The organism is Mycobacterium colombiense (assembly GCF_003284935.1).
GTDB lineage: Bacteria > Actinomycetota > Actinomycetes > Mycobacteriales > Mycobacteriaceae > Mycobacterium > Mycobacterium arosiense_A.
Map to the genome: position 1 here is coordinate 1 of NZ_QMEV01000031.1, position 14,034 is coordinate 14,034.

Genomic DNA, 14,034 nt, shown 5'->3' on the forward strand with positions numbered 1-14,034 from the left:
CCGGCTCGGGGGCCGGAGCCGGTTGGGCCTCGGGCTTGGGTTCGGGTTTCGGGTCGGGCTTGGCGGTGGCCGCCGCGGACCGCCGGGTGAACCGGGCGGGTGGCTCGGGTTCGGCCCCCGCCGCAGCGCCGCGCGGCGCCGCTCCGGCGGCATCGGAGGCGGGAATCGACATGTCCAGCCGGGTCTCGATGCGCTCGACGCGTTGCAGCAGCGCGGATTCGGTGTCGCTGGCCGAGGGCAGCAGCAGTCGCGCGCACACGACCTCGAGCAGCAGACGCGGCGCGGTGGCACCGCGCATCTCCCCCAGCCCGGCCTGCACCACCTCGGCGTAGCGGGTCAGGGTCGCGGGCCCGATCCGGGTGGCCTGCTCACGCATCCGCTCCAGCACGTCCTCGGGGGCGTCCACCACGCCGCGGCTCGCCGCGTCCGGGACGGCCTGCAGCAGGATCAGGTCACGAAACCGCTCGAGCAGATCGGTGGCGAATCGCCGGGGGTCGTGCCCGGCGTCGATCACCGACTCCACCGCGCCGAACAGCGCCGCGGCGTCGGCGGCGGCCAGCGCGTCCACGGCGTCGTCGATCAGGGCCATGTCGGTGGCGCCGAGCAGCCCCAGCGCCCGCTGATAGGTCACGTGCGCGCCTTCGGCGCCGGCCACCAGTTGATCGAGCACCGACAGGGTGTCGCGCGGCGAGCCTCCGCCGGCGCGGATCACCAGCGGATAGACGGCGTCGTCGACGGCGACGCCCTCCTGCTCGCAGATCCGGCCGATCAACGCGCGCATGGTCTTGGGCGGCAACAGCCGGAACGGGTAGTGGTGGGTGCGCGACCGGATGGTCGGCAGCACCTTCTCCGGTTCGGTGGTGGCGAAGATGAAGATCAGGTGCTCGGGCGGCTCCTCGACGATCTTGAGCAGCGCGTTGAACCCCGCCGTCGTCACCATGTGCGCCTCGTCGACGATGAACACGCGGTATCGCGACTGGGCCGGCGCGTAGAACGCGCGGTCGCGCAGCTCGCGGGTGTCGTCCACGCCGCCGTGGCTGGCGGCGTCGAGTTCGACCACGTCGATGCTGCCGGGCGCGTTGGGCGCCAGCGCCTGGCACGAATCGCAGACGCCGCAGGGGGTGGCCGTCGGCCCCTGGGCGCAGTTCAGCGAGCGGGCCAGGATGCGCGCCGAGGAGGTCTTGCCGCAGCCGCGCGGTCCGGAGAACAGGTACGCGTGGTTGATCCGGCCGGCTTCCAGCGCGACCGACAGCGGTTCGGTGACGTGCTCCTGCCCCACCACTTCGGCGAAGGTTGCCGGTCGGTACTTGCGGTAGAGGGCCACGGTCAGCAGGCTACCGGCGTCCGCCGACGGCGACGCGGGCCGGCAGGGTCGTCTAGTTCACACTCGAGGTCGACGACGCCAGCAGCGACTCCGACGCCGCCAGCAAGGCGCAGGTGGCCAGGCCGTCGACGGCCTCGCGCAGGTCCGGCAGCGACGGGAAGGTCGGCGCGATCCGAATGTTGGTGTCCTTGGGATCTTTCCGGTACGGGAACGACGCGCCCGCCTCGGTGACCGCGATGCCGGCGTCCTTGGCCAGCGCGACGGTCCGCTTGGCCGTGCCGGGCAGCACGTCGAGGCTGATGAAGTAGCCGCCCTTGGGGTCGGTCCACGAGGCGATCTTGGAATCGCTGAGCCGCTGATCCAGGATCTCGGCGGCCAGGGCGAACTTCGGCGCCAGGATCTGCTGGTGCCGCAGCATGTGCAGCCGCACGCCGTCGGCATCGCGGAAGAAGCGCAGGTGCCGCAGCTGGTTGATCTTGTCGGGTCCGATCGACTTCTTCGACGCGTATTGCAGGTACCACGCGATGTTGCCCAGCGAGCCGCCCAAGAAGCTCACGCCGGCGCCGGCGAAGGTGATCTTGGAGGTGGACGCGAACACGTACGGCCGATGGGGGTTGCCGGCCGCGGCCGCCAGCCCGAGCACGTCGACCTGCCGGATGAAGTCGTGCGTCAGGGTGTGCACCGCGTAGGCGTTGTCCCAGAACAGCCGGAAGTCAGGGGCCGCCGTCCGCATCTGGACCAACCGCAGGACGGTGTCCCAGGAGTAGGTGACCCCGGTCGGGTTGCCGAACACCGGCACCGTCCACATTCCCTTGATGGCCGGGTCGGCCGCGACCAACTCTTCGATCAGGTCGACGTCGGGCCCGTCGGAGAGCACCGGGACGGGGATCATCTCGATGCCCATCGTCTCGGTGATGTTGAAGTGCCGGTCGTAGCCGGGGACCGGGCACAGGAATTTGACGCTCGGTTCGTCCTTCCAGGGCCGCTGCGAGTCCACGCCGCCGTACAGCATCGAGAAGGCGACGAGGTCGTGCATCAGTTCCAGGCTGGAGTTGTTGCCCGCGATCAGGTTCTGCACCGGGATGCCGAGCAGCTCGCCGAAGATGGCCCGCAGCTCGGGCAGGCCGTGCAGGCCGCCGTAGTTGCGGGTGTCGGTGCCCTCGTTGTCGCGGTAGTCGTCGCCGGGCAGGCTCAGCAGCTGGTTGGACAGATCCAGCTGGGCGGCGGCCGGCTTCCCGCGGGTCAGGTCCAGGGAAAGCTTCTTGGCCTGCAGATCCGCGTAATCCTGCTGGTGGCGAGCGTGCGCAGCCGCGAGCTCGGCAGGGGTGAGGGACTCCAGCGACACCGTGAACCCTTTCGCTGTCGGCATTGGGGGCGGCCGCAAGCGCGGCGTGGCCGGGCGCAGCGGGTCGGCACCCATTTGACCTAGGGGACCCCGCGCACCCGACAGAGCCCATTGACCCTTGCTGCCTTCCGGCCCTGGGGGAGTTCACAGGATAGACGCCGCGCGGGGTCCAGCGATGAGTCTAATACCTGCCCCGGAGTCGACGACGAGCAACTGGCAGCGGCCATCGGGGCCTCGGTTACCATGGCCACGGAGGATTCGCCTAGTGGCCTATGGCGCTCGCCTGGAACGCGGGTTGGGTTAACAGCCCTCGCGGGTTCAAATCCCGCATCCTCCGCCAGTGGTCCGCCGAGCGGACCTGTACGAATTGATAGGGATTCGGGTCGGCCGCCTTTAGGCTGGCGTGGATTCACCAGCATGAGGAGGGGTATGGGGCGCAAGATCGCCGTGCCATGGCACCTGCTGTTCTCCCTCGTTGCCGGCGCCCTCTACTTCTTCTTTGTGTTGCCCCGTTGGCCGGAGCTGATGGGGGACACCTCACGCACGCTGGGGATGGCGCTGCGCATCGTGACGGGCGCCCTCATTGCGCTCGCGGCGCTGCCGGTGGTGTTCACCCTGCTGCGCACCCGCAAGCCCGAGCTGGGGACGCCGCAGCTGGCCTTGTCCCTGCGGATCTGGTCGATCGTGGCCCACGTGCTGGCCGGCGTGCTGATCATCGGGACGGCGATCAGCGAGATCTGGCTGAGCCTGGACGCCGCCGGGCGGTGGTTGTTCGGCATCTACGGGGCCGCCGCCGCGATCGCGTTGCTCGGCATTTTCGCTTTCTACCTCTCCTTCGTCGCCGAGCTGCCCCCGCCGCCGCCCAAACCGATCAAGGCGAAGGAGCCCAAGAAGCGCCGCGTGCGCGGCAAGAAGGGCGACGAGGCCGAAGCCGACGAGACCGACGAGGCCGACGAGGCGGAGACCGCCGCCGCGGAAGTCGAAGAGACCGAGGACGCCGAACAGGCTGAGCCGGCAGCCGAACCCGCCGAAGTCACCGCCGCCACCGGCGACGCCGCCGAGGCCACCGAGTCTGGGGTGACGCCGGAGCCGGCGACCGAGGCAAAACCCGACGAGGCTGCCGTCGAGGACGCCGACGAGTCCGACGAGTCGGGGGCCAAGTTGCGCAACCGGCGCCCGACCGGCAAGGGATCGCACCGGATGCGGCGCAGGCGCACGCGGGCCGGCGTTGCCCTCGACGAAACCGTCGACGAGGACTAATCAGCGGCGCCGCAGCCGCTCCGCGTAGGCGGCGATGCGTCGCAGCGTGTCGTCCGTGCCCCACATCCGGCGAACCTCGTCATCGACCCCGCGGGCCTCGCGGATCCGCGCCATCGTCGGAGCATGCAACTGAGTCTTGGTCTGCCGGTAGGCGTCGGGCGGGACGCTGCCCAGGTCCGACGCCTCCGCCACGGCCGCCTCGAGGAGCTCCTCGGCGACGACGCGGTGGGCCAGTCCGCGGGCCACGGCCTCCGCGCCCCGATAGCTGCGGCCGCCCAGCAGCACCTCATCGGCGTGCATCCCGCAGGCGTAGCGCATGACCTCCAGCGCGGCGACCGGGAACGGCACCCCGACCCGCACCTCGGCCGCGCCGATCTGCGCGTCGGGGCCGATCAGGCGGCGGTCGCAGGCACACGCGAGGACGCAGCCGCCCGCGATGGCGGCGCCGTTGATCGCGGCGACGGTGGGTCCCGGATAGCTGAACACCGCCTCGAAGGCCGCCGACAGCGCGGGAACCAGCCGATCGGTGTAGCCGGTGCCGCCCTGCACCACGCGGTTGAGGTCGACGCCGGCGGAAAAGGCCCGGCCGGCACCGGTGATAACCAGCGCGCCGGCGTCCGAACTCGCCAGCTCGCGCACCGCCGTAGCCAGGCCTTCGAGCAGCTCGACATCCTGCGCGTTGACCGGCCCGGAGGACAGGGTCAGCACCTTGACGGTTCCCGCGGAGTTGATGTCGATCATGATGCTTCCTCCGTTCAGCGGCCGACGGCCACGAGGACCACGGGAATGTCGGTGTTCTCGTCGGTGTGATAACTCGCGCAGACGCGGTGGTAACCGTCGGCGATCTGGACCGGAACCCCGGTGACGAAGTCACCGCGCACCAGCAGGATCGGTGACAGCGGCAGGCCCTTCTCGACCTTGGTCAGGTCGGCGGCGACGTGCGGATTGTCCACCGGCAGCAGGCCCAGCTGCGCGGCACGCAGAATGTCCTTGGCCTTCCGGTGTGTCACGGTCCCGGACTTGAGCTTTTTGATCGCCTTCTTCACCGTCTGCGCGCCGGCAAGCATGCTGAGGTAGTCCGCCGCCGCCGGAAAGTCATGGGCCTCAGGCTTTTCCAGCCATTTCACGCTGAGCATCGCGGTATTCCCTTCGCCGACTCCGACATCGACGCAGCCTACCGCTGGGCCGGGCGAAATTTGGGATCGGTAGCAACCGCAGCGGTCTGTACTGGCGCCAGGACGACGCCATCGGGGCGGCGCACGAAGGAAGGAACCACAAGTGAAACGTCTTCTCGCAGCTGCGATTGGGACCCTGGGCTGCGCCGCGGCTTCAGTGGCCCTGGTGGGGTGCTCGAGCGGCGGCCACCCGGCCGCATCGGGGTCGAGCACGACGCCCAGCGCCTCCACGGGCACCAACGCCCAGGTCAAGGTGGGCGGTACCGACCTCGCGGGCGTGAACCCGGCGTCGGTGACCTGTGTGCGCACCGGCGGCAAGATCAACATCGGTAGCGGCTCCACGGGCGGTGCCCAGCAGGCGCTGGCCGTCGTGCTCACCGACGAAGCCAGCCCGAAGGTCCAGTCGCTGGCCCTGGTGGTCGACGGCAACGCGCTGGCGGTCAGCGACAACATGGGCGCCAAGGTGGGTTCGGCCAACGTCGCGGTCGATGGCAAGACCTACACCATCACCGGTCAGGCGCAGGGTGCCGACATGAAGAACCCGATGGCGGGAATGATCACCAAGGACTTCACCATCAAGGTGTCCTGCGGCTGATCGGTTTGCGGCCCTCGAGCGGCGGACGTGCCTCACTCACGCGTCCGCCGCTCGCGGTTTTGGCGATCCAGGTACCACCCTCGGACTTATGATGCAGCCGTGTCGATCCCGGACGAATTGGACGAGGCGCGCCGTTTGGCGTTCGCCGCCGACGAGGCCGGTGCCCGCGATCTGCTGCTGTCACTGATTCCGCGGATCGAACGCGACGACCGGGACGACGACCTCATGCTGGAAGCCCTTGGGCAGCTTGGCGAGATCTACCTGGCGCGCGGGGCGTACGACGGGGTCCGCGAATCCATCCGGCGCATCGAAGACTGTTTGGCCATCTACGCCGGCATCGCCGCGGGCACGATGCCGCACGAAGCCGAGCGGGTGCGGCTTTCCGGCACCGGGATCGCGCGGATGATGGGCCAATACTCGCGGCGGGCGCAGTTCCTGCGGACCGGGTTGGCCGCCGCTCTGGGCGACCACGAAGCCGCGGCTGCGGAGCTGGAAACGTTGTGCGACAACGGCTCCGGGGACGAGGACCCCGCTCTCGCCGACGAGCACAGAACTCTGTGCGCCACCGCGCAGATCCTGTGCGCCACCGCGTTGTGTGACGACGACCTGCATGTGCGGTCGGTGGCGCTGTGGGAAAAGGTTCTGGACAACATCGGTCATGCCGGCGGCGGCGAGCGCGCCGACTATCTGTGGATCACCGGCGCCACCGGGTACGGCAGGTTCTGCGTGGAAACCGGGCGGTTGAGCGAGGCCGAGCCGTGGTTGCGGCGCGCCGAGGCGCGGGCAGCCGCCAAGGGTTGGGAATTGGCAAGAGCCAGAGCACAATTGGAGCGGGTGGCGGGCCGCTGGGCGGCCAACGACCACGCCGGTGCCGAAGAACTGGTCGGTCAGGCCTATCCGGTCATCGCCCGCCATGACCGGGCCCACGACGTGGCCCGGTGCTGGCTGTACATGGGACTCACCCGGCTGGGATCTGGCGCCCTGGAGGCCGCCGACGAATGCTGGGAGCACGCCGAACGGCATTGGCGCGAACTTGGAAAGCCGCTGCCGCTGCATCGAATCCTGCTGCAGCGCAGCTGGATCGCCATCTTCTGGAGCCGCTTTTCCGACGCCGTCGAGCTGATCGCGCAAGCCCGCGAATTGCTGGACTCCTCGCCACGCAGCAGCTGGCTGCAGTACGCCCAGCTGGACAATCATCTCGGAACGGTCTGGCGCGCCGACGCTCTGGCGGACCTGGGTTTCGACAGCTCGGGCGATCCCGACGAGACGCTGCAGGAAACCGAGGCGCGCCAGGCCGAGGGGCTCGGCATCCTGCGCGGCGAGGTCGGCACGCCGGCCTACTGGCGCGCAATGACCAAACTCGAACAGGCCGCCGAGCTCAAGGTGCCGGCCGCCCTGGCGGTCGACTCGGTGCGGTACTCGATCGCCGACGCCGACGCGCGGGCACGGTGGGCCACCGGCATTTCGGCGCCCATCCTGGCCGGTGCGTTCGCGGTGGCCTGGGAGTGGGAGAACACCGCCCTGATCAGTGAGCTCGTTGAATACCACAGTGCGCGCGGCACTTTCGAAGGGTTGCAGCGACCGCGGATCGGCGAATGGGCCTCGACGGCCGTCGCGGCCGTTCCCGTCGAAGCCGACGCGGAACCCGTGGCGCTGGCCGCCGCGGGCCCGTCGACACCGGGCCGCGCGTCGTTGACGAAGCTGGGTCCGCTGCCGCCGCTGCAGATGCAACCCGGGGCGGCGCCGATCCTGAGTCACTATCGGGAGCTGGCTGTGCAGCGCTACGGGCGCGAGGTCACCGCGGCCGAGCCCGCCTGGTCGACGTGGCCATGACCGGGCCCGACCGGCTGACCCTGGTGCTGCGATACGCCGACCTCGGAATCGCGACCTACGCCAGCCTGCAAATCGTCGGCCAGCCGTCCAGAACCGTCACCTGGGTGGTCGAAGAACCCCTGCTGCTCGCCGCGCTGGCCGAACTCACCGCCGCCCTGCCCGAGCCGCACGGCGCCGAAACCCGGCGCGACGCGATCGAGCGCGCGCTGACCACGGGACCCTTCGCCACGCCGGACACCGAGCTCACGGTCGCCTACATTCTCGGTGTGCTGCTCATCGGTACGGCGGGCTGGCAACTGCTGGCCGAATGCGTGGCCTCGCCGCGGGCGGTGCTGTTCGTTTCGCCCAGCGCACGGCTGGCCCGCGTGCCGTGGGGGCTGCTGGCCATCCCGAAATCGGGTCCGAGCAAAGAAGAACTGGTGCGTGCGCGCCAGGAAGCGATCACCGCCAGCGGTCGCACCGCGGCCCAAATCCCTTGGCGGCTAGCCGATATAGCGGAACTGACCGATGGCCATCGGCTGATGGAACTGGTCGACGTGCTCATGGCGGTGCCGCCCAACATCGTGCACTCGCCGCGCGCGCCGGCCGAATGGCACGCCCGGCGAGACGGCGCACCGCTGCTGATTCTGGATCCTCGCGTGCCGGGGCAGCGACCGGACTCCGCGCTGGGATCGGTGCTGGGCAGGCCCGCGCCGCACACGCCGGTGGCGCAGCACTTCGCCGGCGTCATGCGGCGCCGGCCCGTCCTGCCGCGCGCCGACACCGTCGTCGACCTGTTCCGCCGCCAGGATGCCGGGCGGGCCTGGCTCGCCGACCTGCTGCGCCAAAACCCGTGCCGGCTGCTGTATGTGGGCCATGCGAGTTCGGCCGACACCCAGCACGACCACGGAACCCGCGCGGACCGGGCCGCCCTGCATCTGGCCGATACGGCGGACGTCCCCGGGGATGCCAACGTGATCGGCGATCATCGCCCGCTGACCGCCTCGGACCTGATGGCCCTGCGATTGCCGATGCCGCCGCGCGTGGCGTTGCTGGCCTGCGGATCCGGTGGTGATTATCAGTTCGACGAAGCAACCGGGTTGGTGGCGGCGATGATCCTGAACGGCGCGCAGCTGGTGACCGCCACGCTGTGGTCGCTGCCGACGACCGCCGCGCACCGGCAATTCGCGCGGTTCACCGGCGCGGCCGACGCGGAGCCTGCCGACCCGATGGCCGAACTCGTGGCGGCCGTGGACGACGCCCACGACGCCGCGCAGGAGGCCGGGTGCGCGGTGAACCGGTGGCAGCGCGAACAGATGCGGCGCTGGCGCGACGGTGAGGTCAGCGCCAGCCCGCTGTATTGGGCCGCCCTGGCCACGTTCGCCGTCGACGGCGCGCGGTAACGCTCACAGCGAGGCCACCCACGCCGCGTGGACGGCCAGCACGTCGTCGGGCAGCGAAAGCTCTTCGCGGGCGGTCGGATCGAAGGCCACCAACACGACCAGGCCCGGCCGCAGCATCGACAGGTCCGGGCCCCCGTCGCACCGGGCCAGCTTGCCGATGAACGTCTCCCCCGACACGGCCACCACCTCGATGAAGACCTGGCGCTTGACCTTGCGGACCGTGCCAACGCCCACGGTGCGGTTCCCGGCGTCCCGGCGGCGGCGCGACCGGAGCCATTCGACCAGCAGCAACAGCTTGTTCATGCGATCAGGGTCCGGCCGCAGCCCGGCTACCGAACCCAACTTTTTGGCTGCCGCAAACTTTGCGATGGCCCTATTCTGTGCAGATGAGCGCCGACCCGCAGGTTGCGACCGCCGTGGGAGGTGAGGCGGTGGCCCATCCACGGCGGTCGGTGATCGAGGCGGCGTGGCGGGCCATCGGCCCCGGCGTGGAGGTGCTCAGCGGTGACGACGGTGCCCCACTGAGCCGGACCGTCAAACGCATCCTCGACCCGTTGGTGCTGCGACTGCGATCCAACCCCGCCTATTCGGCCCCGGTGGTCACGGCGGAGACGGCCGCGGCGATGCACGACCTCATCGTCGGCGGCGGCCCCGAATTGCGTTCGGCCGCAGCATGGTTCGATGCTCTCAAGCTGGAGCGCCGCAGGCAGCGGATCCGCACCGGCAACGCCCAGGAGCTGTATTTTCCGGTCTGTTTCGAACTCGCCGTCACGAAAGGCCCTCCGACGCCGCAGGATTACCAGACCGCGGCGGCGGTGCTCGGCGAGATCCATCGCGATCGCGATCGCACCGCGATCGAGGTCCTGCACCGATACGTGGCCGATGCCCATGTCGTTGCCGCGCTCGCCGAGCAGTTGGAGCACAGTTGGCGCGATGTGCGACCGGACGAGGCCGCCGTCATCGATCCGTTCCGGGCCGAGCTCGGCACGGTGTTGGGCGCGGCCGGCGGCCACGGCGCCGCGGCGACCCGCCGGCGCGTGTGGTCGGCGATGATCACCGACCCGACCCCGTACAACCTGGGCGCGCTGGCCCGCACCGAGACGGACCGACTGCCCTGGTCGATCGTCGATCTTGGCCTGAGTTCCGTTGCGCCACAACAGCCGCCGTCGATTTCACAGAGCGCCGATGGTGAGCGTCCGCTGGATCGCAGTGTGGTGGACCGGGTGCGGGCGACCCTGCGGCGCGCCCTGGATCGCGACGCGTTACCCGAAATCCCGGTGCTGTGCGCGGAAGAGGTCGACCGGGCCTGCGCGCCGTGGGGGCTACTGGCCGAGGACAAACAAGCCACGCTGGTGGCGGGCATCGAGGTCGCGATCCAGCTCGCTCCGCTGGACCCGTCCGCCTCGTGCCGTTACGACCTCGCCGCGCAGATCCAGGCGCGGCTGCGCAAGGAGGCGTACGTGATGCACGCCCGCCGGTATCTGGCCGAGAACGGCCCGATTCATCCCCGCCAGCGTCAGGTGGTCGACGACCTCGCGGCCTTCGCGCAGCCCTACCTGAGCCGGCTGTGGGCGCGGCTGCACGGGCGGGACGTCTGGCAGGAGCGTTGTGACGACGTCGACGACGTGCGCGCGCTATTGGACGGGGTGGCCCGGTCGGTGAGCCTGGATCACCGGCAGCGCATCAAAGCGATGCTGGAATTGCAGGTGGCCGGGTGAGACTGGTTGCCGATTCCGGGCTTTGGAGCACCGAGCCCGTAAACCCCACGGCCGCAACGCCACTGATCGCCCTGCTGGAGGTCAGCGGAGCGGTGCTGTCGTGGACGGTGGACGACCCCGACGACGCGGCGCCGCACATCACGTTCACCGACGTGTCGCGCGCGGACTGGTTGTGGCGGGTGCTCGGTGAAGCCGGTCATGTCGCGCTGGTGTCGGCCGTGGACGGGGTGCCCGGTCACCCGCGCGGCATCGAGCTCGCGGGCGTCGACCTGGTGCCGGGCTCGCTCGCCCCGCTGCGCAGGCTCGCCATCGGCCATTGGCTGCGCCGGTGGTGGCCCGCCAGCAGGCAGGACGGCCTCGCCGGCCTGGACCGCGCGCTGCTCGATGTCGAGGTTGCGGCGCTGACCGCCGGCGCGCAGAGCTTCTTTTCCGACGACACGCTGGATTCGGACGTGACGCAGCTGCTTGCGCCGCACGCCGACGCGCTGATGAGCCGGGCCCACAGCGATGATTCCCGGGTGGTGGACCTGGTCCGGGCGAGCGCCGGACTCGCCGAGGAAATCGGCGTGGGCGGCGACCGGTGGTTCGAACTCATTGCCGCGCTTGACGATCCGCGCCTGATTGTGACGATGCCGACCGATCGTCGCGATGACTACGCGTTAGCCGCCGGCGCGGGCGCGGGTCCGTTCGGGGCGGCCGCGATAGCCCGCGGCGTCGCCTCCGTCGCCTGGAGCGGGGTTCCCCCGGCGATCTTCGATGCCGGCGAAAACACCGTGGACTGGAGCGTCGACGCCCGCGGTTCGGCGGTCGTCGCCGTCGTACAGGCGGCCGTCATCGGGCCGGACCCGGCGACCGGCATCGCGGTGCGCCTGCGTTCGGCGGCCATCGAGGGCCTCGGCACCCTGGACGCCGGCGGCCGCGCAACCCTTCCGTTGCAAGACGGCCGCGGGCAGCCCCTGACGGAGTCGGTGGCCTGGGACCACGACTGGTCGGCGACGTCGGTCCTGGTGGGTGCCGAATCGACGGAATCCCCCGAAATCCGGGAGCGGGTGCGGCGCTGGGCTCGGTCGCGGCTGGACTCGCCGCCGCGAGACGCCTTCCTCGCCGAAATATTGGCCGCGGAATCTGCCTATTAGGCCTACTAAGAACCCCGGCCATTCCCTATGCTGAGCGAGTGCCAAACACCTATCGCGTCGTTCAGTGGAACACCGGAAACGTCGGCAAGAGCTCACTGAAGTCGATCGTCGGCAACTCCACCCTGGAATTGGTGGGCTGCTACGCCTGGTCGCCGGAGAAGGCGGGCCGCGACGCCGGCGAACTCGTCGGGATCGAGCCGCTCGGCGTCAAAGCGACCAACGACATCGACGAGCTGCTGGCGCTGAAGCCGGACTGCGTGGTCTACAACCCGATGTGGATCAACGTCGACGAACTCGTCCGCATCCTGTCCGCCGGCGTCAACGTGGTGACCACGGCCTCGTTCATCACCGGCCACAACCTCGGCGAGGGTCGGGACCGGATCCTGGAGGCCTGCGAGAAGGGCGGCTCCACGATCTTCGGGTCAGGCGTCAGCCCGGGCTTCGCCGAACTCTTGGCCATCGTGTCGGCGATGGTCTGCAACCGGATCGACAAGGTCACCGTCAACGAGGCCGCCGACACCACCTTCTATGACTCGCCGGAGACCGAGAAGCCCGTCGGCTTCGGCCAACCGATCGACAACCCCGACCTGCCGGCGATGGCGGCGAAGGGCACGGCCATTTTCGGCGAGGCCGTCCGGTTGGTGGGTGACGCGCTGGGTGTCGAGCTCGACGAGGTGCGCTGCGTCGCCGAGTTCGCCCAGACCACCGAGGATCTCGTCATGGCGTCCTGGACCATCCCGGCCGGACACGTCGCCGGTACCTACATCAGCTGGCAGGGCATCGTCGGCGGCCAGACACTCATCGACCTCAACGTCCGGTGGAAAAAGGGACAGACGCTCGATCCCGACTGGCAGATCGAACAGGACGGCTGGGTCATCCAGATCGACGGGCAGCCGACGGTCACCACCAAGGTCGGCTTCCTACCGCCGCCGTACTTCGAGGCCACGACGCTCGAGGAATTCATGGACCTCGGCCACATCATGACGGCGGTGCCGGCCATCAACGGCATCGCCGCGGTCGTCGCCGCGGCGCCGGGAATCGCCACCTACGCCGACCTTCCGCTGACACTCCCGCGCGGCAACGCGTATGTCGGCTGATCCGGGTCAGCCCTGCCCCGACATCGCCGTCTCAGCCCAAATGCTCCGGGGGCTCGGGTTTGATAACGGGGGGCCGATCGGCGGGCGAGTCACCCAAATAGCGCCTCAGGCGCAGCAGCTGATTGATCACCATGCCGATGCCGAGCAGCATCAGCCCCGCCACTATTGCCACCACGATCGCGGTGCTCACGAGTCCATGATGACAGCAACGCGGGTTTTGATAGCTGCCATTGCCGGGTAGCCACAGCGGCATGAGCAACGAAGACAAGCTGAAGAACAAGATCGAGGACCTGGGCGGCCGGGCCAAGGAGGCCATCGGCAAGGCGACCGGTGACCACGACACCAAAAACGAGGGCAGGGCGGACCAGGCGAAGTCCAGCCTGAAGGACGCCGGCGAAAAGGTGAAGGACGCCTTCAAGAAGTAATGAGCATCCGTGCGGTGTCGGCCGTCATGTTCGGGCGCCGGCTGTCCATCTGTGCGCTTTCCGCTGTCGCGGTGTGCGATTCGCTGCTCGCGAGCGTGCCGGTTCCGTCCGCGGCGGCCGAGCCGTGTCCGGACGTCGAGGTCGTCTTCGCTCGGGGATCCGGCGAGGCGCCCGGCGTCGGCGGCATCGGCCAGCCCTTCGTCGACGCGTTGCGTTCACGGCTGGGCGGTCGGTCGCTGGCCGTGTATCCGGTGAATTACCCTGCCAGCACGGACTTTTCGAGCCCGGACTTTCCATTGACGGTCATCGACGGCATCCGCGACGCCAGTTCGCACATCGAGTCGATGGCGGCGAGCTGTCCCAACACCAAAGAGGTGCTCGGTGGCTACTCGCAGGGCGCCGCCGTCGCGGGGTACACCACCTCGGCCGCCGTGCCCCCGGGCGTGCCGGCGTCCGCGGTGCCCCCACCGATGCCGCCCGACGTCGCCAAGCACGTGGCCGCGGTGACGCTGTTCGGAACGCCCTCGGGTCAGTTCCTGCAGAAGTACAACGCACCGCCGCTGACCATCGGGCCGTTGTATCAGCCCAAGACCCTCGAGTTGTGCGCGCAGGGTGACCCGATCTGCGGCAAGGGCGACGGCAGTGACTTCGCCGCGCACACGTCGTATCCGATCAACGGCATGACCAACCAGGCGGCCAACTTCGCCTCGAGCCACCTCTGAATTTCCGCGTCTTGCAGAATGA

15 protein-coding genes, 1 tRNA gene and 1 other RNA gene are annotated in these 14,034 nt (G+C 69.6%); 10 read left to right on the forward strand and 7 right to left on the reverse strand.

Annotation, left to right across the window (positions count from 1 at the left end; genetic code table 11):
- The 3 genes from DQP57_RS14905 to ffs form a co-directional block, all read right to left on the reverse strand.
- On the reverse strand, window positions 1–1,324 hold a 1,324-nt coding region (locus DQP57_RS14905; protein ID WP_112633680.1), incomplete at its 3' end, for a DNA polymerase III subunits gamma/tau.
- A gap of 52 nt (window positions 1,325–1,376) precedes the next feature.
- On the reverse strand, window positions 1,377–2,669 hold the full coding sequence (locus tag DQP57_RS14910) for an aminotransferase class I/II-fold pyridoxal phosphate-dependent enzyme (RefSeq protein ID WP_112633732.1): 1,293 nt from the start codon (window positions 2,667–2,669) through the stop codon (window positions 1,377–1,379).
- A 78-nt stretch (window positions 2,670–2,747) separates the two neighbouring features.
- Window positions 2,748–2,844, reverse strand: an RNA gene (ffs, locus tag DQP57_RS14915) — signal recognition particle sRNA small type.
- 76 nt (window positions 2,845–2,920) lie between these two features.
- Between ffs and DQP57_RS14920 the strand changes: the two genes are divergently transcribed.
- A tRNA-Ser gene (locus DQP57_RS14920) sits at window positions 2,921–3,009 on the forward strand.
- An 89-nt stretch (window positions 3,010–3,098) separates the two neighbouring features.
- Complete coding sequence (locus tag DQP57_RS14925) at window positions 3,099–3,929, forward strand: hypothetical protein (RefSeq protein WP_112633681.1); 831 nt, start codon at window positions 3,099–3,101, stop codon at window positions 3,927–3,929.
- On the opposite strand, the gene DQP57_RS14930 is transcribed toward DQP57_RS14925, so the two are convergent.
- Together DQP57_RS14930 and DQP57_RS14935 are read right to left on the reverse strand one after the other, a co-directional pair.
- Window positions 3,930–4,670, reverse strand: a complete 741-nt coding sequence (locus tag DQP57_RS14930; RefSeq protein ID WP_112633682.1) for an enoyl-CoA hydratase/isomerase family protein — start codon at window positions 4,668–4,670, stop codon at window positions 3,930–3,932. It abuts the gene before it with no gap.
- 14 nt (window positions 4,671–4,684) lie between these two features.
- Complete coding sequence (locus DQP57_RS14935; protein ID WP_112633683.1) at window positions 4,685–5,065, reverse strand: hypothetical protein; 381 nt, start codon at window positions 5,063–5,065, stop codon at window positions 4,685–4,687.
- Window positions 5,066–5,240: 175 nt separating this feature from the next.
- On the opposite strand from DQP57_RS14935, the gene DQP57_RS14940 reads away from it, so the two are divergent.
- From DQP57_RS14940 to DQP57_RS14950, 3 genes are all read left to right on the forward strand, one after another.
- Window positions 5,241–5,699, forward strand: a complete 459-nt coding sequence (locus DQP57_RS14940) for a lipoprotein LpqH (RefSeq protein ID WP_205869137.1) — start codon at window positions 5,241–5,243, stop codon at window positions 5,697–5,699.
- Between the two features lie 99 nt (window positions 5,700–5,798).
- A complete protein-coding gene (locus tag DQP57_RS14945; RefSeq protein WP_112633685.1) occupies window positions 5,799–7,532 on the forward strand; it encodes a hypothetical protein in 1,734 nt (577 codons plus the stop codon).
- Complete coding sequence (locus DQP57_RS14950; protein ID WP_112633733.1) at window positions 7,529–8,914, forward strand: CHAT domain-containing protein; 1,386 nt, start codon at window positions 7,529–7,531, stop codon at window positions 8,912–8,914. Before DQP57_RS14945 ends, DQP57_RS14950 begins: the two co-directional genes overlap by 4 nt.
- 3 nt (window positions 8,915–8,917) lie before the next feature.
- Here DQP57_RS14950 and DQP57_RS14955 read toward each other — a convergent pair whose 3' ends face one another.
- Window positions 8,918–9,256: a hypothetical protein gene (locus tag DQP57_RS14955; protein ID WP_112633686.1), complete on the reverse strand. Its 339-nt coding sequence runs from the start codon at window positions 9,254–9,256 to the stop codon at window positions 8,918–8,920.
- A 44-nt stretch (window positions 9,257–9,300) separates the two neighbouring features.
- Here DQP57_RS14955 and DQP57_RS14960 point away from each other — a divergent pair, with 44 nt between their 5' ends.
- From DQP57_RS14960 to DQP57_RS14970, 3 genes are read left to right on the forward strand one after another with little or no spacing between them, the layout of a single operon-like run.
- Complete coding sequence (locus DQP57_RS14960; RefSeq protein ID WP_112633687.1) at window positions 9,301–10,632, forward strand: hypothetical protein; 1,332 nt, start codon at window positions 9,301–9,303, stop codon at window positions 10,630–10,632.
- Window positions 10,629–11,768: a hypothetical protein gene (locus DQP57_RS14965; RefSeq protein ID WP_112633688.1), complete on the forward strand. Its 1,140-nt coding sequence runs from the start codon at window positions 10,629–10,631 to the stop codon at window positions 11,766–11,768. The genes DQP57_RS14960 and DQP57_RS14965 overlap by 4 nt, the downstream gene beginning before the upstream one ends.
- 38 nt (window positions 11,769–11,806) lie before the next feature.
- Window positions 11,807–12,865 (forward strand): NAD(P)H-dependent amine dehydrogenase family protein, encoded by a 1,059-nt coding sequence (locus tag DQP57_RS14970; RefSeq protein WP_112633689.1) that lies wholly within the window; start codon window positions 11,807–11,809, stop codon window positions 12,863–12,865.
- 31 nt (window positions 12,866–12,896) lie between these two features.
- Here DQP57_RS14970 and DQP57_RS26870 read toward each other — a convergent pair whose 3' ends face one another.
- Window positions 12,897–13,055: a hypothetical protein gene (locus tag DQP57_RS26870; RefSeq protein WP_165821815.1), complete on the reverse strand. Its 159-nt coding sequence runs from the start codon at window positions 13,053–13,055 to the stop codon at window positions 12,897–12,899.
- A 61-nt stretch (window positions 13,056–13,116) separates the two neighbouring features.
- Between DQP57_RS26870 and DQP57_RS14975 the strand changes: the two genes are divergently transcribed.
- On the forward strand, window positions 13,117–13,290 hold the full coding sequence (locus DQP57_RS14975; protein ID WP_112633690.1) for a CsbD family protein: 174 nt from the start codon (window positions 13,117–13,119) through the stop codon (window positions 13,288–13,290).
- A complete protein-coding gene (locus DQP57_RS14980; protein ID WP_112633691.1) occupies window positions 13,290–14,012 on the forward strand; it encodes a cutinase family protein in 723 nt (240 codons plus the stop codon). The genes DQP57_RS14975 and DQP57_RS14980 overlap by 1 nt, the downstream gene beginning before the upstream one ends.
- Window positions 14,013–14,034: the final 22 nt, after the last annotated feature.

What these genes read in the sequence shown, in the direction of transcription:
- DQP57_RS14960 (WP_112633687.1), top strand. Translation starts at nt 9,301, where the DNA reads ATGAGCGCCGACCCGCAGGTTGCGACCGCCGTGGGAGGTGAGGCGGTG.
- DQP57_RS14975 (WP_112633690.1), top strand. Translation starts at nt 13,117, where the DNA reads ATGAGCAACGAAGACAAGCTGAAGAACAAGATCGAGGACCTGGGCGGC.
- DQP57_RS14950 (WP_112633733.1), top strand. Translation starts at nt 7,529, where the DNA reads ATGACCGGGCCCGACCGGCTGACCCTGGTGCTGCGATACGCCGACCTC.
- DQP57_RS14925 (WP_112633681.1), top strand. Translation starts at nt 3,099, where the DNA reads ATGGGGCGCAAGATCGCCGTGCCATGGCACCTGCTGTTCTCCCTCGTT.
- DQP57_RS14930 (WP_112633682.1), bottom strand. Translation starts at nt 4,670, where the DNA reads ATGATCGACATCAACTCCGCGGGAACCGTCAAGGTGCTGACCCTGTCC.
- DQP57_RS14935 (WP_112633683.1), bottom strand. Translation starts at nt 5,065, where the DNA reads ATGCTCAGCGTGAAATGGCTGGAAAAGCCTGAGGCCCATGACTTTCCG.
- DQP57_RS14980 (WP_112633691.1), top strand. Translation starts at nt 13,290, where the DNA reads ATGAGCATCCGTGCGGTGTCGGCCGTCATGTTCGGGCGCCGGCTGTCC.